The sequence below is a fragment of the Micromonospora qiuiae genome (assembly GCF_016863555.1).
Taxonomy (GTDB): Bacteria; Actinomycetota; Actinomycetes; order Mycobacteriales; family Micromonosporaceae; genus Micromonospora; species Micromonospora qiuiae.
The window spans coordinates 81,405-102,095 of sequence record NZ_BOPC01000032.1; the positions used below are offsets into that span (position 1 = coordinate 81,405).

The 20,691-nt window shown below is 72.5% G+C and carries 18 protein-coding genes; 9 read left to right on the top strand and 9 right to left on the bottom strand.

What is annotated here, in order from left to right:
• The first annotated feature begins 20 nt into the window (after nucleotides 1-20).
• Nucleotides 21-398 (top strand): TIGR02679 domain-containing protein, encoded by a 378-nt coding sequence (locus Vqi01_RS13025; RefSeq protein ID WP_204035019.1) that lies wholly within the window; start codon nucleotides 21-23, stop codon nucleotides 396-398.
• Here Vqi01_RS13025 and Vqi01_RS13030 read toward each other — a convergent pair.
• From Vqi01_RS13030 to Vqi01_RS13040, 3 genes are read right to left on the bottom strand one after another with little or no spacing between them, the layout of a single operon-like run.
• Entirely contained in the window at nucleotides 395-1,201 is an 807-nt protein-coding gene (locus tag Vqi01_RS13030; RefSeq protein ID WP_204035020.1) for a hypothetical protein, read from the bottom strand. The two genes, Vqi01_RS13025 and Vqi01_RS13030, sit on opposite strands and share 4 nt — an antisense overlap.
• A 23-nt stretch (nucleotides 1,202-1,224) precedes the next feature.
• Nucleotides 1,225-2,550, bottom strand: a complete 1,326-nt coding sequence (locus Vqi01_RS13035; RefSeq protein ID WP_204035021.1) for an HEXXH motif domain-containing protein — start codon at nucleotides 2,548-2,550, stop codon at nucleotides 1,225-1,227.
• On the bottom strand, nucleotides 2,547-3,752 hold the full coding sequence (locus Vqi01_RS13040) for an FxsB family cyclophane-forming radical SAM/SPASM peptide maturase (protein ID WP_204035022.1): 1,206 nt from the start codon (nucleotides 3,750-3,752) through the stop codon (nucleotides 2,547-2,549). Before Vqi01_RS13040 ends, Vqi01_RS13035 begins: the two co-directional genes overlap by 4 nt.
• 308 nt (nucleotides 3,753-4,060) lie before the next feature.
• Here Vqi01_RS13040 and fxsA point away from each other — a divergent pair, with 308 nt between their 5' ends.
• From fxsA to Vqi01_RS13055, 3 genes are read left to right on the top strand one after another with little or no spacing between them, the layout of a single operon-like run.
• Nucleotides 4,061-4,243 (top strand): FxSxx-COOH cyclophane-containing RiPP peptide, encoded by a 183-nt coding sequence (fxsA, locus tag Vqi01_RS13045; protein WP_204035023.1) that lies wholly within the window; start codon nucleotides 4,061-4,063, stop codon nucleotides 4,241-4,243.
• Entirely contained in the window at nucleotides 4,230-8,141 is a 3,912-nt protein-coding gene (gene fxsT, locus Vqi01_RS13050) for an FxSxx-COOH system tetratricopeptide repeat protein (RefSeq protein WP_204035024.1), read from the top strand. Before fxsA ends, fxsT begins: the two co-directional genes overlap by 14 nt.
• A 10-nt stretch (nucleotides 8,142-8,151) precedes the next feature.
• Nucleotides 8,152-9,153, top strand: a complete 1,002-nt coding sequence (locus tag Vqi01_RS13055) for a hypothetical protein (protein WP_204035025.1) — start codon at nucleotides 8,152-8,154, stop codon at nucleotides 9,151-9,153.
• A gap of 54 nt (nucleotides 9,154-9,207) precedes the next feature.
• Here the strand turns inward: Vqi01_RS13055 and Vqi01_RS13060 are convergent, their stop codons facing one another.
• From Vqi01_RS13060 to Vqi01_RS13070, 3 genes are all read right to left on the bottom strand, one after another.
• Complete coding sequence (locus Vqi01_RS13060) at nucleotides 9,208-11,388, bottom strand: AAA family ATPase (RefSeq protein ID WP_204035026.1); 2,181 nt, start codon at nucleotides 11,386-11,388, stop codon at nucleotides 9,208-9,210.
• Between the two features lie 97 nt (nucleotides 11,389-11,485).
• Entirely contained in the window at nucleotides 11,486-12,466 is a 981-nt protein-coding gene (locus Vqi01_RS13065; RefSeq protein WP_204035027.1) for an RNA-guided endonuclease TnpB family protein, read from the bottom strand.
• Nucleotides 12,463-13,044 (bottom strand): IS607 family transposase, encoded by a 582-nt coding sequence (locus Vqi01_RS13070; RefSeq protein ID WP_204035028.1) that lies wholly within the window; start codon nucleotides 13,042-13,044, stop codon nucleotides 12,463-12,465. Before Vqi01_RS13070 ends, Vqi01_RS13065 begins: the two co-directional genes overlap by 4 nt.
• A 360-nt stretch (nucleotides 13,045-13,404) precedes the next feature.
• On the opposite strand from Vqi01_RS13070, the gene Vqi01_RS13075 reads away from it, so the two are divergent.
• The 4 genes from Vqi01_RS13075 (at nucleotide 13,405) to Vqi01_RS13090 (ending at nucleotide 17,335) form a co-directional block, all read left to right on the top strand.
• The gene (locus Vqi01_RS13075; protein WP_204035029.1) at nucleotides 13,405-15,210 is read left to right on the top strand and encodes a RyR domain-containing protein; all 1,806 of its coding nucleotides are present in this window, start codon (nucleotides 13,405-13,407) and stop codon (nucleotides 15,208-15,210) included.
• Entirely contained in the window at nucleotides 15,200-15,709 is a 510-nt protein-coding gene (locus Vqi01_RS13080; RefSeq protein ID WP_204035030.1) for a hypothetical protein, read from the top strand. The genes Vqi01_RS13075 and Vqi01_RS13080 overlap by 11 nt, the downstream gene beginning before the upstream one ends.
• Before the next feature lie 211 nt (nucleotides 15,710-15,920).
• The gene (locus Vqi01_RS13085) at nucleotides 15,921-17,036 is read left to right on the top strand and encodes a WD40/YVTN/BNR-like repeat-containing protein (RefSeq protein ID WP_204035031.1); all 1,116 of its coding nucleotides are present in this window, start codon (nucleotides 15,921-15,923) and stop codon (nucleotides 17,034-17,036) included.
• Nucleotides 17,033-17,335, top strand: coding sequence for a MoaD/ThiS family protein (locus Vqi01_RS13090; protein ID WP_204035032.1), 303 nt, complete (start codon nucleotides 17,033-17,035; stop codon nucleotides 17,333-17,335). Before Vqi01_RS13085 ends, Vqi01_RS13090 begins: the two co-directional genes overlap by 4 nt.
• 17 nt (nucleotides 17,336-17,352) lie before the next feature.
• Here the strand turns inward: Vqi01_RS13090 and Vqi01_RS13095 are convergent, their stop codons facing one another.
• The 3 genes from Vqi01_RS13095 to Vqi01_RS13105 all read right to left on the bottom strand — a co-directional run bounded on the left by Vqi01_RS13095 (nucleotide 17,353) and on the right by Vqi01_RS13105 (nucleotide 20,219).
• Nucleotides 17,353-17,979: a response regulator transcription factor gene (locus Vqi01_RS13095; protein ID WP_204035033.1), complete on the bottom strand. Its 627-nt coding sequence runs from the start codon at nucleotides 17,977-17,979 to the stop codon at nucleotides 17,353-17,355.
• On the bottom strand, nucleotides 17,976-19,172 hold the full coding sequence (locus tag Vqi01_RS13100) for a sensor histidine kinase (protein WP_204035034.1): 1,197 nt from the start codon (nucleotides 19,170-19,172) through the stop codon (nucleotides 17,976-17,978). Before Vqi01_RS13100 ends, Vqi01_RS13095 begins: the two co-directional genes overlap by 4 nt.
• 117 nt (nucleotides 19,173-19,289) lie before the next feature.
• Nucleotides 19,290-20,219: a hypothetical protein gene (locus tag Vqi01_RS13105; protein WP_239098368.1), complete on the bottom strand. Its 930-nt coding sequence runs from the start codon at nucleotides 20,217-20,219 to the stop codon at nucleotides 19,290-19,292.
• 243 nt (nucleotides 20,220-20,462) lie between these two features.
• Between Vqi01_RS13105 and Vqi01_RS13110 the strand changes: the two genes are divergently transcribed.
• A complete protein-coding gene (locus Vqi01_RS13110; protein WP_275408790.1) occupies nucleotides 20,463-20,684 on the top strand; it encodes a BON domain-containing protein in 222 nt (73 codons plus the stop codon).
• The last annotated feature ends 7 nt before the right edge of the window (nucleotides 20,685-20,691 follow it).

The following is a 20,691-nucleotide window of genomic DNA, read 5'->3' on the forward strand; positions in this document are numbered from 1 at the left end:
GGGCGGGGTGGCAGCGGCTGGTGGAGGATCCGGGCTGGCGGCGGCTGTTGGCCGCAGCGCGGCGCAGCCTCGAACGCAACGGTGGACGACTCGACGGCACGGTGAGCCTCCAGTCGCCCAGCGACGACGAGCGGATCGTCATCATCGGGATCACCGATGCCCACCGGTTCGCCGGATCGACCCGACTCACCGTGCGGCTGGCCGACGTGGACGACCAGCTTCGCGCGGTCCACGGGGTCGGGCTGCGCGATCTGCTCACCGCCTCGGTGCCGCTGCGCAGCCGGCCCACCGAGGCGAAGCGGGAAGCGGTGGCCCGGGACGCCCTGCTTCGGGCCGTGATGGAGGAGCGCCTGCTCGCCCTCCTCCTCGACGATCTGCGCGACGCCGCCCGGTACTAGGCGTCACCCGGTGGATGGTCGTTGGCGGGGCCCGTCGCCTCGGGCCCGGCCACCTGGATCAGATGCGTCACCCAGCGTTCGAACTTGTTGCTGCCCCCACCGAGCAGGCCGGACAGCTCGTACGCGCTCACCCCGCCCCGGGCGACCAGCGCCTCGACGAGGGTCCGCAACCGCCGGTGGTCGTCCTCGGCCGACCCGTCGCGGTAGCCGCCCGTGCCCAGGTGGCGCTGCACGTCCTGGAGGATGTCCATCATCTGCGGCAGGGTCTCGATGATCTGCGACAGGCCCGCCTCGTGCGGGCTGGAGGACCCGCGCAGGTCCTGGAGAGTGAGGGCGACCGACATCGGGGTGACGATGTCGGCCTCCCGGCCGATCGCGTCGATGGCCCGGCCCAGCTGCTCCTTCGCGGCGTGCACGCTGTCGAGATCGGTGTGGTCGACGAGGATGGTGCGCATGCCCTGCACGTCGAAGGGAAGCTGCTGGTCCTTCGCCATCAACTGCACGAACGGCTTGCGCAGCGCGTGCCGGACCGCCAGCTCGTAGAAGACGTTGGCGTTCTGGTCGGTCAGGTCGGCGATGACCAGGTCGTTGCGGATGATGCGGTCCAGCACCTGCGAGGTGATCAGACCGGCGCGTTCGATCTCGTCGCCCCGTACAGCGACGAAACCCCGTTCCTCCACCACCGGGCGGATGACGTGCTTGAGGATCTGGTCGCTGCGTTTGCGGATCTCCGACCCCTCCGGGCCGATCGGTGCGATCACGAAACACTCACGACGTGCGGACTCACCGTTACCCTCCCCCATGGACACAGCGTAAGGGAGACCGGTCAACCCCGTGTCGGCCCGGTCGGTGCCCGGGTCCGCTCCCAGCGTGCCCGGTGCGCGTCCAGCAACCGGCCGGCCTCGGTCGTCGCCTCCCGCGACACCGGTTCGTCGGCCCACTGGTCGAGCACCCCGGCCATGCCGTGGACCAGGCGTCGACCCACCGGGGTCAACCGGCGCTGCGCGATCAGCACCCGGATCGTCTCATCGGTCGCCCGGCGCCAGCGGACGAACTCGACCTCGGCGTGGTGCCGCGGCGCACCGGCCCGGACCACCCGGGCCTGCCGGCGCCAGAAGTCCGCCACCCCCAGATGGGCGTACGCGCCGTGCAGCAGGCCGTCCAACGGTCGTGGATCGCGGCGCCACGGCGCGTAGAACAGCTCCCGGGGGCCCGGCTCCAGCAGCGCGAACATGTCGGTCAACGCGGCCAGCTTGAGGTGCTGGATCTCGTGGGCCAGGGTGACGGCCGCCGACCGGGCGTCCGGCGGCATCGACATGGCCACCGAGCCGAAGGCGTGGTGGAAGGTGCCGCTGCGGGTACCGGTGGGGGGCGCGGCTATCGGGGCCAGCGCGCGCAGCGCGGCGGAGATCTCCCCGGCGACCGGCCGATGGTGCTCGACCAGGAGCCGCCACGCCCCGGCCAGGCGGGCCCGCCAGGCACCGGTGACCGTGCCGCCGATCCGGTGGCCGGCACCGGCGGCCGGGACATGCCGCCAGGTCGGCGTGTCCACCAGCAGGGACAGCGGCAGCCCGCGGTGCGCGACGTCCAGCCGGGGCGCCGGCCGCCATCGCGGGTCGGGCCGGTCGGTGCCGATGTCGATCCGTTCGCCCGCGCCGTACGCCCGCGCCCGGCCGTGGCTGACCCGGACCCGGGCGCGGGTGGCCGACGGGGGCAGCAGCACCGTGCCGAGGCCGGGCAGGTCCAGCCGGCCGGCCGCGCCGGGGTCGAGCGGGACGTCGAGGTCGGCGTCGGTGCCGGCGCGTACGGCCGCGGTCGCCGCCACCGCCGCGAGCAACCCCGGATGGGTCGCTCCGGGTTCGCCCCGCCGCAGCAGGGACGCGGTGTCGAACGCCCACGCGGCGACCGGCGGATGCCCGAGCGCGGTCGTGCGCTCCGCCGGCGGCAGTGCCGCCAACAGACGGTACGCCGAGCAGACCGCCGCCTCATCCGGATGCCGAATCTCGCGGACGAGCAGCACGAGCGTGCGTACCGCCAGCAGCGTCTTGCTGCGTTGCGCGGCCCGCAGCCGCTCGACGGCCGCCGCCCCGCCCCGGCCGGCGGCGAGTTCGTCCAGCACCCAGGTCGGCAGCCGGTGGCCGTCCGGGATCACCGCACTGCTCCTCGCCACTGCGCCGCGTCCCGGGCCACCGCGCGCCGGATGTGGCTGATGAGGGCGTACAGGTCGGGGCAGTAGACCGACGGGTTGTCGAAGCCGTCGCCGGCGCGGTAGCGGTGGGTGCGCAGCCCACCACCGCACACCCGGCCCAGGTCACAGGCGCGGCAGGTGGCGTTGAGCCCGGCCGTACCGGCCTGCTGTGCGCGTACCGCCGGCAGGGCGAGCGCGGCGTCGAACGGGTCCCGGGTCACGTGCCGGCCGGTCCGGGCCGCGCCGGCGTACGCGGCGCCGAGCGTGTCGTCCAGTTCGATCGCGCCGTCGGTCTGCACCACCGCCACGGCGACCGGGCTGGTGCCCACCCCGGTCAGCCGGGAGACGCCACCGAGCAGCACCTGGATGATCTCGTCGAAGAGCCGGATCCGCACCGGCGGACCCGGCTCGCGGTACCACCGGTCGAAGATCGCGGTCAGCCACCGCGCGTACGGCACCTGTCGGGTGTCGGGGAGACGACCCGGCGGTGGTGTGCTCCAGGTGCCGTGCGGCAGCAGGAAATCGATCGCCGGCGGACGGTGCGCCAGCAGGGCGCGGTACGTGGCGAGCGGGTCGTTGCGCAGGTCGACCGTGCACAGCAGACCGTTGAACAGGTGGCGGGGCCCGGCGAGCAACCGCCGCAGGGCCGCCTCGACCCGCTCGTGGCTGCCCTGCCCGTCCGGCCCGCGCCGGTGCCGGTCGTGTGCGGCCCGGTCACCGTCGAGGCTGACGCTGATCCGTACGTCGAGCCGGTCGAACAAGCGCAGGTACGTCTCGTCCAGGCGGGTGCCGTTGGTCTGCACCGTCACCCGGACCGGCACCGGTGCCGCCTGTCGGCGCAGCGTGACCACGGCGTGCTCGATCATCGCCGGCCCGGCCAGCAGCGGCTCGCCGCCGTGCAGGATGACCTCCACCCGGTGCAGCCCGTGCGCGTGGGCGTGTTCGCCGATCCGCCGGGCGGTCGCGTCGAGCACCGGCCGCGGCATGACCCGGGGCAGGGCCTGCCAGCGCTGGTCGGCCATCGTGTACACGTAGCAGTGGTCGCAGGCCAGGTCGCACCGGCTGTGCAGCTTGAGCACGAACTGCCGGAACGCGACGGGCGGGGTGCGCGGGGCTGCCGCACCGGGACCAGCGGCGCGACGGCGGCCGTCGTCGGATCCGGGCATCAGGGGCTCCGCCCTTCTGGCGGCGGCCGCTTCGGCCACCGTCGAAGATGACCAGCATACATCGATGTGGACCGCTCGATCGGCTGTCCGTGACCGTGCTCGACCGGGCCGGCGTCTGCGAAGGCGCCGGTGCCCGGGGCGGATCGGCGTACTTTCCGCTCCCCACGGTCCGGCTCGCGGGGTGTGGGGGCGATGGCCGCTGCGGCGCACCGTTATCATGGGCATACGCAGCGGATCTGGCCAACGGTCGATGTCCGGCTTCATGGCGACGCGATCGGTGCGAGACGCAGACGGGCGGTGATCGCCGGATGGAGACCGGGGAGGACATGTTGCGCTCCGATCTGATCGATCTGGCCGAGGTGGATCCGGCCGCGCTCGACGCCGTGCCGAGCGCGGTCCTGTTGGCCGCGCTGCGCCGGCTGGAGCGGCGCAGCGCCGACCCCGGCGACCAGTACGCCGGTTTCCAGAGTGCACTCGATGGCGAAGACTGAGCCCCGCAGCGGTCCGGCCACCCGGGCCGGCGTACCGCAGCGCCGTCCCGCGCCCGGCAAGGCCGGCCCGGCCGGCGGCGACGAAGCGGCGAGCACCTGCACCATCGTCTCGTTCGTCTCACCCGCCAGCGGCACCGGGCGCAGCAGCGCGCTGGCCAACATCGCCTGGATCCTCGCCTCGAACGGCAAGCGGGTGCTCGCTGTGGACTGGTGCACCCGGACCCCTCGGATCTACGACTACCTTCGTCCGTTCCGGGTGGACGCCGTCGCCGCCGCCGAGGTGCTCGGCGGCGATCTCGGCGCCGTGATCAACCCCCATTCGGACGGGCCGTCGCACCGCAGCGCCCCGGTGATCGCCCCGCCCGCGCCGGAGCAGGGCATCCTCTACCGCTACGCGATTCCCGGGTCGGGCTTCACCTTCGACATGGTCGGTGTCGGCCTGGACAGCGACGGTGTGCCGGCCGGCGACCCGGCGCGCATCCGGCAGATGTTGCAGCGGCACGCCTCCTATGACTACGTCCTGATCGACACCCCGGTGGATCTGAGCCTGCCGGGCATCACCTACACCGCGTTGCTCAGCGATGTCGCGGTGGTCTGCATGCCGCCTCGACGCCAGGCGATGCTGCAGGCCGCCGAGCTCGCCGGTCAGCTTCAGCGGCATGCCACCGGCGGCATCCGGGTGCTCGCGGCGCCGACCCTGCGCGACGTCAGCCAACCGTGGTATGGCGAGGTCCGCGACTCGGCCCGCAAGGCGTTCGCCAAGCTGCTCGACGAGGCCGCCCACGGCACCTCGTCGTCGCCCGCGGTGGAGATCGTCGAGGTGCCCGAGCAGGCGTACGACACCTACGACGACGTACTGGCCGTGCTGGCCGATCCGCCCGGTGCGGAGACCAGCCTGCTGGCGGCCTACGAACAGATGACCTCCTGGATCAGTGGCGGCGCGGTGGCCCGCACCGCCGCCGTGCCGGAGCGGATCCGCCGCCGCTACCGCCGCGGCGTGCTGCTCGAGCGCGCCGAGAGCGCCGACGAGATCGTGGTGTTGTACGAGCCGGTGGACCGGCCGTGGGCCGACTGGATCGGTGGGCAGCTGCGGCGGGCCAACGTCCGGGTCCACCGCCATGTCGTCCGGTCCGGCGTCGAGCCGGCCTACCCGGCGGACGCCACCGTGCTGGCCATCGTGTCCGAACGTGTGCTCCGGCTGGTCGGCGCCGACCTCTCCACCGCGCCGGGTCCCGACGACGCCGAGTTGCTCGGCGTGCTCACCCCGCGTCACCACCCCGAGCAGCACCTCGACCCGAGCCGGGTGATCGACCTACGGCAGGCCGATCCGGGTCGGGCCCAGCCGGTGCTGCTCAGCCGGCTCGGACTCATCGCGCCGGTGCAGCCCGCTGACGACTCGCGGACCGCGCCCCGGTACCCGGCCGAGATGGACCGCCGCCTGCGCAGCAACCTGCCGCCCCGCAACGAGGCGTTCGTCGGGCGCGGCGCGTACCTGGAACGGCTGCGTGACCGGCTCACCGACGGCGGCGGCCCGGTCACCCTCGCTGGCGGCGCGGGCGTCGGCAAGAGCGAACTCGCCCGCGAGTTCGCCCACCGTTTCGCCTACGACTACGACGTGGTCTGGTGGATCCCGGCGCAGGATCGGGAGACGGTGCAGGCGGCACTCGGCGACCTGGCCGAGGAGATCAACGCGGTCGACGGTGCCGGCGCGGCGGAGGCGGCCCTGGCGGCGCTCTCGGCGTCGCGTGGTGCCGTGGCCCGCTGGCTGCTGATCTACGACAACGCCGACGACGCGGACGTGCTGACCGGGCTGCAACCCCGCCCCGGCAGCGGGCATGTGTTGATCACCTCGCGGGACGACGGCTCCTCCAATCTGCCCGCGCCGCTGGAGGTCGCGGCGTTCAGCGGTGACGAGAGCATCGCCATGCTCCGGCGGGTGCTGGGCATCCGAGCCGACGACGCGCGGGCCATCGCGGGCGCGCTGGAGCACCTGCCGTTGGCCCTGCGGCTGGCCACCGCCTGGATCCGTGAGCGCATCCGGTCGCTGGAGCACGACGGCGTACCCAACCTGGAGGCGGTCAACCGGTGCGTGGCGGAGCTGCTGGAGCGACTGCGCGGCGGCGCCGACGGCGAGCCGGCCGAGCGGATACCGGGTTCGCGTACCGCCACCGTCGCCAAGGTCCTGGACATCACCCTGGCCACGCTGCGGGACACCGAGTTCGGGCCGTTGGCGATCCGGGTGGCCGAGCTCGGCGCGTTCCTCTCGCCCGAGGGGATCGGGCTGCCCCTGCTGCGGTCGGTGTCGATGCTCACCCAACTCGCCGCCGCGGCCGATGTGGACGCCGAGGAACTGCTGCTCACCGCCGGAGAGATCGACCTGGTGCTGACCGTGGGCGCCCGGTTCGCGCTCTTCGACGTCGACTGGGGACGCGGTGCCGCGCTGCGGATGCACCGGGCCGTCCAGGTCCTGCTGCGCGAGACGATCCCGGAACCGCAGCGGCAGGAACGGCACCGGCAGGTCCTCTACGGCCTGGCCGGGTACGCGCCGACCGACCCGGAGGCCGACGACCCCCGCTACGCCGCCGTCTTCGACGAGCTGCAACGGCATCTGGTGCCCTCCGACGCGTTGACCGCTGACGAGCGACCCATCCGGCACTGGGTGGTCAAGCAGATCCGCTACCTCTATCTGCTCAACGACAGCGACGCCTGGCAGTCCGCGGTGCAGTTGGCGCAGCCGGCCTGCGAGCGGTGGACGGCCAACGGCGAGTTCGACCAGCTGACCATGCGGTTGTTCGTGCAGACCGCGAACCTGCACCGGGCGCTGGGCCACTACTCGCAGGCCCTGCGCCTCGACGAGCAGGTGCTCACCGAACAGCGCCGCCGCTACGGGCTGCGGCACTTCCGGACGCTGATCGCCGGCCGGGGCCGGGGCGGTGACCTGCGCGGCCTGGGCCGCTTCGAGGACGCCCTCGTCGAGGACCAGGCCACCCTCGTCGGCTTCCAGACGGTGCTCGGCGACAATCACCCGAACACCCGGATGGCGATCAACAACCTCGCCATCTCGTTCCTGTTGACCGGCGATGCGCGGGAGGCGCTGCGACTCGCCCACGAGTTGCGGGGCCGGTTGATGGCGCTGTACGGCCCGGAGGATCCGTGGACGTGGCGGGCGTCGTGCCTGGTGGGCACTTTCGAGCGGGAGGCCGGTGAGTACGACCTGTCGCTGGCCACTCTGCGTGAGGCGCTGGCGTGGGTGCACGAGCTGCGCTCCGCCGGTCACCTCGACGAGCTGCACGTCAACCGCAGCCTCGCGGTGACCGAGCGGCGGCTGGGCCACACCATCGCGGCCAAAAAACGCAGCGCGGAGGCGTTCCGCGGCTACCGGGACCAGCTCGGCGAGGATCATCCCCTCACCCGGGCGAGCCTGCTCAGCCTGGCGGTGGACTACTACCGGACCGGCGACGCCGGGGTCGCCGTCCAGCACGCCCTCCGCTGTCTGCGCGGCTACGAGCGGACGCTGGAATCGGGCCACCCGTTCACCGCGGTCTGCTCGGTCAACCTCGGGCTGTTCCAGCGCGGTGCCGGCGAGTACGACCAGGCCGTGCGCGACGGCGAACGGGGCCTGCGTACGCTGCGCGCCCGGCTGGGTGACGCCCATCCGTGGACGTTGACCGCGACGACGGCCCAGGCCGGTCACCTCGCCGCCCGAGGCGACCTGGCCGATGCCGCCCGGATCCAGGACGAGGCACGGCGGACCAGCCTGCGTTACCTCGGTCGGCAGCACCCGTGCAGCATCGACGCGGTCGCCAACCTCGCCGCCGTCCACGCGCTACGCGACGGCACCGCCGAGGGCGGCCTGGCCGCCCTGACCGACACCGACATCGACGTGCCGAGAAGCTGAGGAGCACGACGTGACCGATCCGCAGCTGCTCGACGCCCTGGTGGAGGAGACGGCCGAACAGGAGATACCCGGCCTCGGCCGGAAGCGGGACCTGTGCCGCCAGCTGTTGCTCAGCGGCTGCGGCGGCTACCACGTCGCGTACTACACCGGCGGGGTGCTCGACTTCGCGCTGGACCTGCTGGCGCACGCCTGCGCGCCGCCCGCCGTCGAGGGGGCCGACCCGGCGCAGCGCCGCGACGCCCACCGCCGGGTGGGCGCCCAGCTGGCCTACCGGGCAGCCGAACTCAGCCGGCGGGTGTGGGAGCTGCAGTGCGGCGGGCTGGTCCGGTTGGCCGTCCAGACCCGGACGGACTACGTCTTCTGCAACACGGTGGTCGGTGGCGAATACGTGGTGGGCTTCGCGACGCTGCCTCCGGCTGCGGCCGACGAGGTGGCTGATCCGGCCCGGGCGAGCGAAATCGACCGGGCCGCCGCCCGACTCGCCACCGACCTGCGTCAGCTGGTCCGGCTGCCCTCGCAGAACCCGGGCGGCTGGTCGACCGCCGACGGCCAACCGGCCTCGCACGCGCCGGACGGCGAGACGGTGCCGCCGTACGTGAACGGGGCCGCAGACGTCGCCGCGCCGCTCGCCGCGGCGTTGCGGACCACCGGGCTGCACTACCTGAGCCACCACCGGCTGGGCGAGCAGACGGCGGCGGTCGACATCCTGCACCACCCGGAGCTGGAACCGTTCTTCAGTCGGGGCAGCACCGTGGCCGACCGGCGAGCCAGCTACGAGCGCCTGGGTGAGGATCTCTCGCTGGTGGCGTTGCAGGTCGCCCGGGACCTGCGCCGCGCCGTTCCGGGCGAGGTCGAGCGGCTCGTGCTCGACCTGGAGATCGGGGCGCTTTTCTACTACCTGATCGCTCCGGACAACTATCTCTTCGGGGTGGTCCTCGACCAGGACTGGGTCAGCCAGGCCGATCAGGACATGTCGGCCCTGGGACGGCAGCTCGCTGCTGCGGCGGGCTGAACCCGGCGGGCAGCGGCGGCTGCGGCACAGCGTCGGCGGCCCGAGCAGCACCGCTCAGCCGTCCACCACCAGTTGCCGCACCCGGCCGCTCAAACCGTCGAACACCGAACGCGCCTCCGACCAACTGCGCGACCGGTCCACCGGCTCGACCGCGCCGTCGTGGCCGGGTACGGCCAGGTCACCCAGCACGTCCAGCTGGAACAGGGGCAGGTATTCGGCGATGCCGTCGTAGGTTTCGCAGAGCCGGTCCAGCCGTTCCAGGTCGGCCGGGTGGGGCATGCGGTGGTGGCTCTCGTACCACTGTTGGACGCCGTCCCGGAACGCCTCGATCAGCCGACGCAGCACCAGCGACGTGCCCAACGCCCGCTGTACGTCCCGGGAACGCAGCCCCGAGCGCAGCGGCGCCCCGCCGCCGGCCCGACCGCCGGCCTCGGGCCGCGGCGGCGCGAACGCGTCCCGCAGGTGGCTTTCGAAGCCGGTGAGCTGGTCCAACGCCTTGATGGCCTCGACGAAGACGCGGGCCACCCGGCCCGGCAGCGGGGTCGTGCCGCCGGCCGTCACCGGTCGTCGCCGGGCCGCGTCACCGTCGCGGTGCGCCGAGGCCCGGGAGTCGGGGCGCAGGTCGCCCCGAATCTCGTCGAGCTGGTACGACAGCCGCTCGATGGAGCGTTGGGTGTTGGTCTGTTGGCGCTGAATCCGTTCGACCCGCTGCCGTACGGAGGTCAGCGCGTCGGCGCCCAACGCCTGCTCCAGCCGGCGCATGGAGGCCTTGACGCTGCCCGAGAGATCCTCGGCGAAGGTCTGCGGGTCGTAGACGATCGGCTCGACGCTGAACGTCTCGGCGAGGTCCGCGGCGAACTCCGCCGGCAGGTGCCCGACGACGACCAGGATCACCTCGCTGTCCGGCATCGCGGCCCGGATCGTCACGACCCGGCGGTTGAGCTCGTCGACCTCCTCGGACTTGAGCACCGACTCGGAGAGCAGCACACAGCAGCCGGCGCCCAACTCGTCCAGCGGCACCCAGAAGTCGACCGGCAGGTCGCGCAGCGAACCCAGCAGATGATCCCGCTGGTACGACCAGCCGTCCTGGGTGAGCACCCGCCGGACGTCGGCGGCGACGTCCTGCCGGCTGGCCAGGTCGAACTGGATGCGTACCGCCTCGCGCACCATCAGGTGGGTGACCGGCGTACCGGCCTGCACCGCCCGCTGGTAGAGGTGGTAGCAGAGCCGGATCAACCGGCGTGGCACCCCGTCGGTCAGGTTCGTCAGGTACTCGGTGGTCTCCACCGTGAACGGCGTCAGCCGCGCCTGGCCGAACGCCCGCGCCTGGCTCTGCCGGATGAAGTCCCGCACGTCCGCCGCGGTCAGCGCGGACATCCGCACGATCGGCCCGATCCGTTGGCGCACCTCCGGGCTGAGCAGGTGCAGCATGTCCGGCAGCCCGGCGATCACCAGGAACGCGCCGGCCGACGCGAAGACTCCGATCATCCGCGAGAACCGGGCCATCGTCTCCTCGGCGGGGCGCCCGGCCGCGGAGAGGATCTTGTCAAGCTCGTCGAGCACGAGCACGAAGCGCTCGTGCCGGCGCCCGTACAGCAGGGCGAGGGCACCCATCGTCTCCACGGCGGCCGACTCCACGTCCGGTCGCGCGGTGACTCCCTTGGCGGTCAGGGCCGGGCCCGGCGGATAACCCATCAGCCAGTCCCACGCCATCACCTCGGTGGCGGGATCGACCAGCATCGCCAGCACGGTGCCGACGGACGGGTCGGTGGTGACCTCGGTCAGTTCCCCGCGCAGCCGTTCGGCGAGCAGCTCGATGGCCGGGTGTCGCCCGCCGGTCTCGGCGGTGGCGGGCGGATCCGCTCGGTACTCGTCGAGCAGGGCGCGCACCGCGTCGCGGGACAGCCGGCCCAGGAAGCGGCGGCTCAGCGACAGGAACGTGTCGGCCGGGGCGTCGAGGTAGACGGCCTGGTCGGCGGTGTCCGTGACCCGGCGGGCGTGGGCCAGCAACTCGGCCGCGAGATGCGTCTTGCCGGTGCCGTAGTCGCCCACCACGGCGACCGCCCCGCCGGTGCCGGTGTGCAGGTAGTTGTCGAGGTGGGCGAGCGCGTCGCGGATGGCCACGGTGACCACGGTGGTCGCCTGCGGGTCACCTTCGGACACCCGGGCGACCGCCGTGGGGGAGAACGGATTGACCGGGCCGACGGCTGGCGGAGGATCTTCCATTGCGTCCATTGCCGTTACCTTTCAGCGCGCTCTGGTGAGCACACGATCGATAGTCCCGTCTTGCGGTGGGACGGTCCCGGTCTGATCGACTGGCGTCGTGCCGGGTTCACGCTTCACGGCCACCTGCCCGCGTGTGCGGGTCTTCTGGTTGGCTCCACGTGCTGCCACCGGGCCACTCCCGGCGGTTGCTGCCGCGAGGGCGGCGAGGTTGAGCGAGGCGTTGGTCGATGACCAGGCCGCACGTCTTGCATTCGTACTCGCGCTCGGACAGGGCCAGCTTGGTTTTCACCGCGCCGCAGCCTGAGCAGGTCTTGCTGGATGGATACCAGCGGTCAGCCACGATCAGTTGGCCGCCGTTCCATTGCGCCTTGTATGTCAACTGGCGGCGGATCTCGCCGAACCCGGCGTCGGCGATGTGTCGGGCGAGTCTGCGGTTGCGTAGCATCCCGGCCACGTTGAGGTCTTCCACCACGATCGTGGCGTGCTCTCGGGCAAGGCGGGTGGTGAGTTTGTGCAGCCCGTCACGGCGCAGATTGCTCACGCGGGCGTGGGCGCGGCCCAGTCGGGCGGACGTGCGTTGCCAGCGTTTCGACGGACGCCGCCCCGTACGCCGGTCCGGACCGGTCTTGCGCGACAGCGCCCGGCCGAGCTGCCGCAGCCGGGCATGCGCGGCTGCCAGGTGGCGTGGGTTATCCACCAGTTCACCGGTGGACAGCACCGCCAGGTGCGTGATCCCGACGTCCACGCCGACCACGGAGCTGGGGCGCCAATTCACGAGTGCGCGGGCCAGCGCGTCCAGACCAGTGTTGAACGCCTCCTTGGAGCATTCCCGCCACCACGGTGCCACCTCGTCCTTCGCGGCGTTCCACGCTTTACGCAGACCGGCCAGCGACCACGACGGTGACGGCGTCAACAACTCCTCCGGCACTGCGTAGGAACGTTCCGCCGCCCGCTGGTCCATCACCGCCTTGACTCGGGCCAGCGCCCAGTTGTGCGCGACCCGCGCGGCTCCGGCGTGCGCGAGCACATCGCGTTCCTGACCGGGTGTGAGGTCAAGGGCGAATCGGTATGCCTGGATCGTCTTCACACCGGGCCGCCCCCGGTGGCCGCTTCGACGGCGCGGCGGACGCGGTTCGCGGCGGCGCGGCGGCCGTACCGTCGGGCACACAGCGACGTCAGGATCTCGGTCACGTCGCGCACGAGGTCGTCATCGACCTCGGCCGGGTCGACCACCAGCAGGCGGCGACCCTGCGCCGACAGCGCGGCTTCGACGCCCTCGGCACCGAATCGGGCGAACCGGCCGCGATGCTCGACCACGATCGTCGACACCTGCGCATCACGCAGCAGGGCGAGGAACTTCTCGCGGTGCCCGTTGAGCGCCGAGCCCACCTCGGTCACCACCCGATCCACAGAGAACTTCTGCTCGGTGGCCCACACCGTGACCCGGGCGACCTGCCGCTCCAGATCCGCCTCCTGCTCGGCTGATGACACCCAGGCGTACACCACCACCTGCCCGCCACCCGGCGCGGTGCCCGTCACCGGCTCGCCGACCAGGACCAGGCGACCGACCCGGTACGTCGGAACAGGCAACGTCCCAGCCGCGTACTGCCGCCGGGCGGCGATGTACGCCACGCCAGTAGACGCTGCCCATTCCTTCAAGTTCACACCGCCACTATCGGAGTCCAGAGAGCGCTAAAGATCCCCAACACGGCACCAGTTGTTACCCCCTGATCCTCCGGTAGCTCTGCTCTGGGCACCAGGCAGTCCCACGTCGCAGGCCGGCCCCTCGTCCGCCGCCTCCGGAACGTCCTCAAATCGTAGCCTTCGGTAGCCATTTCGGCGGCCCCCGTCGGTGGGCGGCTCAGTCTCACCTGCGAAAAAGGGCAGGACGTCGAAGCTTCTCTTGATCGACTACGTCAAATACGATGGGCCAATGGTCGCGATCCGGTGGCCGCGCAGCCGGCGTCGTTCGCCCGAGCGGGCCGGCCTGTCTCGCCCCGGCCCGTCGGCCGAGGGCGCCGCTCGATGACGCACCCGGTAACCGGCTTCGCCCGTCCGGCCGTGTGGTGGCTGCGGCTGGCCTTCGCGATCGTCGGGCTGACCGCCCTGGTCCTCGGCCACCTCGGCTTCCAGCGCTTCGGGCAGGTGCGGCCGGGCACCATCAACGACCAGTACGACGTCCACTACTACACCCTCCAACTCTTCGTCCTCAGCGCCGAACCCTTCGAGGAACCGGGCCCGCTGCCGTGGCAGCTGCAGGTGGCCCGCTTCCTCGCCCCGCTGTTCACCCTGCTCGCCGTGGCCGAGGCCAGCCGGCTGCTGCTGGCCGCCGAGATCCGCCGCCTGCGCGCCCGGCGGGCGAGCGGTCACGCGCTGGTCTGCGGCGACTCCCAGTTCGCCCAGATGCTCGCCGACCGGCTCTTCGCCGACGGCGCGCGGGTGGTCGTGGTGCGCTCCGAACCGTTCGGGCCGTTGGAGTACCGCCGACGCCGCTACCTCGGCGTCATCGGCGACCCGACCAGCGCCGAAGTGCTGCGCGGCGCCGGCCTGCCCCGCGCCCACACCATCTACGCCTGCACCCACGACGACGACCTGAACCACGCGATCGCCAACACCGCCAGCCGGCTGATCGCCGACAACCGTCGACCGCCCCGGGTCTACGTCCAGGTCCACGACCCCGAGATGTGCCTGTCGTTGCAGGCCCGGCGGCTGGGCGCCGCCGGGTCCAGCCGGCTGCGGCTGGACTACTTCCACGTCGACGACATCGCCGCCCGCGCGCTGTACCGACACCATCCGTTGCTGCCCGCCGCGGGTCGCCCGACCCGGGTGCTCATCGTCGGCAGCGGCAGCTTCCGGCGGGCGCTGCTGGTGGAGACGGCCCGACACTGGCGCGGGCACCGGACCGAGCCCGGCCGCCCTTCGCCGCCGCCGCTACGGGTCGAACTCCTGGCTCCGGACGCCAGCGTCGAACTGGCCCTCGCCACCTCGCGCTACCCGTTCTTGAACACGGTCTGCCAGGGCTCGGCGTACGACCGGGACATCGGCGATCTGACCGAGCCGGACCAGTTCGGCGCGGGCGGCTACGACCGGATCTACGTCTGCGCCCCGGACGAGAGCAGCGGCCTCCAGTTCGTGCTGGACACGCCCGCGCTGTGGCAGCAAGCGCGCAGCGCGGTGTTCGTGCCGGTCTACCGGCAGGCCGCGCTCGCCGCCGCCTTTCACGGCGATCCCCACCACGACCTGCTCGACGAGGTGCACGGAAAGCTGCGTCTGTATCCGGTGCTGACCCACGCCTGCGACGCCCGGTTGATCGCCGAGGACCTCACCGAGCGACTGGCCGAACAGATCCACGAACGCTACCTGCACGCCAGGATGCGCGCCGGGGTCCGCCTCGGTGCGGCGCCCGCGATGGTCAGCTGGGCCCGGCTGCCCGAGTCGCTGCGGCAGGCCAACCGCAGCTACGTCCAGGACATCGCGGCCAAGCTGCTGGACCTCGGCTGCGTGGTGGCTCCCCGGCACGGCAGCAGCGGCGACGCCTCGGCGGCCGGGCAGGCCATCGACGACCGGATCGACCAGTTGGCCCGACTCGAACACGAGCGGTGGTGCCGGGAACGGCGCGGCGAGGGGTGGAGCTACGGCGAGCCGCGCGACGACGTTCGGCAGCGGCACCCGGAACTGCGGCCGTGGGAGGAGCTGAGCCCTGCCGTGCAGGAGCAGAACCGGGAGGAGATCCGTACGCTGCCGGACGTGCTGTCCGACAGCGGGTTCGAGTTGATCCGGCTGAGTTCCGCCGTGCCCGGGCAGCGGAGAGGATCGGCCGATGGCGACTGATCCCGCGCCGGTTCGCGTCGGCGTCGCCGGGCACATCAACCTGACTCCGGCCACCGAACGGCTGGTGGCCGACGCCCTCCGCGTCGAGCTGCGCCGGATCAGCGCCCGGCCGGTGCACGGCGTCACCTGCCTGGCGGCCGGCACCGACCAGGTCTTCGCGCGGGTGGTCCTGGCCACCGGCGGCAGCTATGAGGTGGTCCTGCCGGCCCTGGACTACCGGGACACCATCGACCCGGCGTACCGGGCCGCCTTCGACGAATTGCTGGACCGGGCGACGCTGGTCGTGCACACCGGCCACCGCAACTCCGGCACCGCCGCCTACGTGGCGGCCAACCGGGAACTGCTCAACCGGGTGGAGCGGCTGGTGGCGGTCTGGGACGGCGAGCCGGGCTGCCACGCGGCGTCGACCGACCGGACCGTGCGCATGGCCCGGCAGCGGTCCATCCCGACCACGGTCATCTGGCCCGCCGACGCCCGCCGGGCGTCCCGCGACCGCTGACCGTGCTCGTGGTCCGGCACTGGCGCGGCGAAATCGTCGTACCCGGAGGGTAGGACGTGACGCAGGAGCTTCGGCACGCCGGGCCGGTCCGCCGGGCAGGTCGCCGAACCGGACGAGAGGACGCACCGAACATGAGCGACCAGCAGCCAGCGATTCCGCCGGGCCGCACGAACACCATCGCCGGGCTTGCTGCGGTGGAAGGCAGGGCGGCATGAGCGGCGTACGGGTGCTCGTCGGCACCCGCAAGGGCGCGTTCATCCTGACCTCCGACGGCCGGCGCGGCGACTGGACGGTCGACGGCCCGCACTTCGGCGGCTGGGAGATCTTCCACCTGACCGGGTCACCGGCCGACCCGGACCGGCTCTACGCCTCGCAGTCCGGCGGCTGGTTCGGGCAGCTGATCCAGCGCTCGGACGACGGCGGCCGGAGCTGGCGCACGGTCGGCAACGACTTCGCCTACGCCGGTGACGTGGGCGAGCACCTGTGGTTCGACGGCACGCTGCGGCCGTGGGAGTTCAAGCGCGTCTGGCACCTGGAGCCGTCGCGCGACGACCCCGACACCGTGTACGCGGGCGCGGAGGACGCCGCCCTCTACGTGTCCGCCGACGGCGGCCAGCAGTGGAGCGAGCTGACCGCCCTGCGTACCCACCCGAGCGGGCCGTCGTGGCAGCCCGGCGCCGGTGGCCTCTGCCTGCACACCATCATCCTGGACCCGGTGCACCGCGGCCGGATCTACGTCGCCGTCTCGGCGGCGGGCGCGTTCCGCAGCGACGACGCCGGCGCCAGCTGGCTACCGATCAACAAGGGGCTGAGTTCGGGGGAGATCCCCGACGACGACGCCGAGGTCGGCCACTGCGTGCACCACATCACCCAGCACCCCTCCCGGCCGGACACGCTGTTCATGCAGAAACACTGGGATGTGATGCGCAGCGACGACGCCGGGGGGATCTGGCGCGAGATCAGCGGCAACCTGCCGTCGGACTTCGGGTTTCCGATCGCGGTGGACGCGAACGACCCCGAGACGATCTACGTCGTACCGATCAAGAGCGACTCCGAGCACTACCCGCCGGAGGGCAAACTGCGCGTCTACCGCAGCCGCACCGGCGGCGACGAGTGGGAGCCGCTGACCACGGGCCTGCCGCAGTCGCACTGCTACGTCAACGTGCTCCGCGACGCGATGGCGGTCGACACGCTGGACCCGTGCGGGATCTATTTCGGCACCACCGGCGGGCAGGTCTACCACTCGGCCGACGGCGGCGACAGTTGGGCGCCCATCGTCCGGGACCTGCCGCCCGTGCTCTCCGTCGAAGTCCAGGTGCTTCCGTGATCCGAGTGGTCCTTCCGGCGCACCTGAAGACTCTGGCGAACGTCACCGGCGAGGTACGCGTCGAGGTGGCCGGCCCCGAGCCGGCCACCCAGCGCCGGGTGCTGGACGCCCTGGAGGCGCGCTATCCGATGCTGCTCGGCACCATCCGCGACCGGCACAGCGGCCAGCGCCGCGCGTTCGTCCGCTTCTACGCCTGCGAGGAGGATCTTTCCAACTCCGCACCGGACGCACCCCTGCCCGAGCGGGTCGTCGCCGGTGAGGAACCGCTGATCATCCTCGGTGCGATGGCCGGTGGATAGGCCGCCGGCGACGGTGCTCAGACGCCGCGGGCGAACAGCGCCAGGCGCACCCGGTTCGGGCTGCCGGTCTTGGTCATCAGGCTGGTGATGTGGGTCTTCACCGTGGTGACGCCGATGTGCAACCGCTCGGCGATCTCCGCGTTGGAGAGCCCCTCGGCAACCAGGTCCAGCACCTCCTGCTCGCGGGCGGTCAGCCCGTCCACCGGCGGAGGCACCTCGGCGCGGGCGTGCACCGCGCGCTGCACCAGGCGCCGCAGCACCTCCTGGCTGAACGGGCTGTCGCCGGCGGCGGCGCGGCGGATGCCGTCCAGCAGATCGGTGGGCGGCGCGTCCTTGAGCAGGAACCCGCAGGCACCGGCGGTCAGCGCGGGATAGAGGTGGTCGTCGTCGCCGAACGTGGTCAGCACCAGCACGCGGGTGCCGGGCCGGTCGGCGAGGATCCGGCTGGTCGCGGTGATCCCGTCGACGCCCGGCATGCGCAGGTCCATGACCACGACGTCGGGCCGGAGCCGGTCGGCGAGGGTGATCGCCTCGCGGCCGTTGTCGGCCTCGCCGACGACCTCGATGTCCGGCTGGGCGTCGCAGAGCATGCGCAGCCCCGCGCGGATGAGGTGCTGGTCGTCGACGAGCAGGACGCGGATCATGCCGGCTCCGTTCGGGTAGGGGAGGGGGCCGGTGCGGCAGGCAGGACGCTGCGCACCCGCCAACCCGCACCCGTCGCTCCCACCTCCAACCGGCCGCCGAGGACCTCGACGCGTTCCCGCATTCCGATGATGCCGTGGCCGCCACCGGCCGGCACCGCGGCCGGCACCCAGCCCCGCCCGTTGTCCGCGACCTCCCAGTGCACGGCCCGGTCGACCAGCCGGACCGACAGCCGCGCCAGCGCGGACGCCCCGGCGTGCTTGGCCACGTTCGTCAGCGACTCCTGGGTCAGGCGCAGCACCGCCAGACCCCGTACCGCGTCGATCGAACCGATCGCCGGATCGATGTCGGCCTCCACGGTGATCCCGGCCTGGCGGGCCCGGTCGACCGCCGCGCCGAGGGCGGCCGGCAGCGCCGACGGCTCGATCGCGGTCAGCGCCGCGTCGCCGCGTACACCGTCGGGCTTGCGCAGCACCGCGACCAGCCGGCGCAGGTCGGCCAGGGCCGCGGTGCCGCTGCCGTGCACGTCGTCGAAGACCTCACCCACCCTCGGGTCCAGATCGGTCAGCACGTGCCGGGCCACACCGACCCGCAGCACCATCGAGGCCACGTGATGCGCGACCACGTCGTGCAGTTCGCGGGCGATGGCGCTGCGTTCGTCGGCCCGCGCGGCCCGCGCCTCCGACTCGCGCCGGCGCTGCTCCTCCTCCGCCGCCCGCTGCTGCGCCTGCTCCGCCAGTTCCCTGGTGGTCCGGATGACCAGGCCGAGCAGCAGCGGGACACCCACCTCCGCCAGCAGCCCGAACATGCCGGAGACGAAGCGGGGAAGCGGGTCGCCGATCGAGTCGGTCAGGTCGACCGCGGCCAGCAGCCCGGCGGCCAGCCAGACGACCCGCCTCCGGTCGGCCCGCATGGTCAGCTCCAGCAGCGCCCAGCTGGCGCCGACCTGGTTGACCGTGCAGTCGTCCAACAGCCAGATCGCGACGGCCAGCAACGCGGTCTGCCCGAGCAGGTTGACCAGCGGTCGACGGTGCAGCACCAGCCCGGTGGCGAACGCGATCACGGCGAGGATCCACTGGGCGGCCGTCGGTGTGCCCTGGACTCCGACGAACAGATACCCGACGCCGGCGAGGATGATCAGCACCATCCGCACGAGGGGGTCCCGCACGTCGAACAGTCGTCCCGCCCAGCCCACGATCATCAGCCTAGGTCGGGTTCGCCGTGGTGGCGACCGCCGGCCGCGGCCACCGCGAACGCCAGCGTGAACAACAACCCGCTCATGCCTGCTCTCCTCCTCGCCCGCTCCGCCCGCTCACGCCACCAGCGCCACTTCGGGCCGGCGGCCACGGGCCAGCACCAGACCGGCGGCGGCCACCGTCGCGACGATCAGCGCCGCCCCGGCGGCCAGCGTGAGCGCGTCCGGCCGCAGCAGCGGCTGCCCCCGCAGCGCCTGCCAGGTCAACAGGATGGTCAGCACCCCGTACGCGGCACCCGCCACGAGCATCAGCCGGGCCCGGGTGCGTCCGTCCAGACGGTCACCGAGGAACCGGCTCAGCAGGATCGCCAGGATCGGCAGCACCTGCAACGCGTGCATTCCCACGAAGTGACCGATCCGCAGGTCACCGCCGGTGGTGCTCCAGCCCACCAACGGCAGCCCGGGACCGCCGTCGGCCACGCCCACGCTGTGCGCCCCGGCGATTCCCTCGACGGCCGGGGCCTGGCCGGGCAGCACCATCGGGATCGCCACCAGCATCCCGAGTGCCGTCAGACCCAGCCCGAACCCGATCGCGTACCGGCCGGCCCGGTCCGCGATCGACTGCCGCAGCACCACGACGCCGAGTACGAGGTGCGCCGCGAGCAGCACCATGATCGCGGCGCCCATCAGCTGCCACAGGGCCGCGTTCAGCGGACTGGTCACGTTGTAGTGGCTGGTCGTACCGCGCAGCACCTGCCCGACCACGACGGCCATCTCCACCACCCCCATCGCCACGATGAGGGTGGCTGCCCACTCCGCGACCCGGCTGCGCCGCCGCAGCAGGGAGAGCATCCACGCCAGCGTGATGCCGTACAGCACGAACGACACCGAGAACTTGAACGGCTTGAGCCAGATCGGCACGCCGGTCAGCACCCGCTCGTCGGCGACGATACCGACGGCGGAGACGACGGCGAGCGCCGCCATCGCCCAGACGAACACCATCAACGGACGGTGCCAGGTCCTACCCTGGCGCAGGTAACTACTCATGTCACCAGATGCTGGTCGGCGCGTACGCCCACCGCGCCCGACCTCAAGCCCCAGCTCCGGCCACCCGTCGGACCGCACCTCCTACCCCCGTAGGAGACGAAAGGAAGGGCCCCCTTTTAACGCCTCGTGTAGAGGAAGGGCCCCTTATTAACACCGCGCCGGCAGGCGCCGCTCAAGCAGGCTGCCGAAAGTTCTGCCGGTAGCCGTGGTGGGGCTTCCGGCAGTCGCCGGGTGCTGCGTCGGGTGCTTGCGGTGCGCGACGGGACGGTCCGGGTCGAGGTGTACGGCGGTGTGGTGACCATGTCCGGGAAGCTGGATCGGCGCTCGGCGGTCGATGTCGCGGGACGGCTCGCCGCGCGGGTCGGCGGGGTCGTCGAGGTGATCAACGAGCTGGGCTACGACTTCGACGACAGCGAACTGCCCGGCTTCCCGTCATTCCCCGTGCAACCGATCCGCGTCTCCTGACCCGGCG

Coding starts and splice junctions, on each gene's coding strand:
- Vqi01_RS13030 (WP_204035020.1), bottom strand. CDS start 1,201: ATGGGGGAGGGTAACGGTGAGTCCGCACGTCGTGAGTGTTTCGTGATC.
- Vqi01_RS13040 (WP_204035022.1), bottom strand. CDS start 3,752: ATGCCCGGATCCGACGACGGCCGCCGTCGCGCCGCTGGTCCCGGTGCG.
- fxsA (WP_204035023.1), top strand. CDS start 4,061: ATGGAGACCGGGGAGGACATGTTGCGCTCCGATCTGATCGATCTGGCC.
- fxsT (WP_204035024.1), top strand. CDS start 4,230: ATGGCGAAGACTGAGCCCCGCAGCGGTCCGGCCACCCGGGCCGGCGTA.
- Vqi01_RS13060 (WP_204035026.1), bottom strand. CDS start 11,388: ATGGACGCAATGGAAGATCCTCCGCCAGCCGTCGGCCCGGTCAATCCG.
- Vqi01_RS13075 (WP_204035029.1), top strand. CDS start 13,405: ATGACGCACCCGGTAACCGGCTTCGCCCGTCCGGCCGTGTGGTGGCTG.
- Vqi01_RS13080 (WP_204035030.1), top strand. CDS start 15,200: ATGGCGACTGATCCCGCGCCGGTTCGCGTCGGCGTCGCCGGGCACATC.
- Vqi01_RS13085 (WP_204035031.1), top strand. CDS start 15,921: ATGAGCGGCGTACGGGTGCTCGTCGGCACCCGCAAGGGCGCGTTCATC.
- Vqi01_RS13095 (WP_204035033.1), bottom strand. CDS start 17,979: ATGATCCGCGTCCTGCTCGTCGACGACCAGCACCTCATCCGCGCGGGG.
- Vqi01_RS13105 (WP_239098368.1), bottom strand. CDS start 20,219: ATGAGTAGTTACCTGCGCCAGGGTAGGACCTGGCACCGTCCGTTGATG.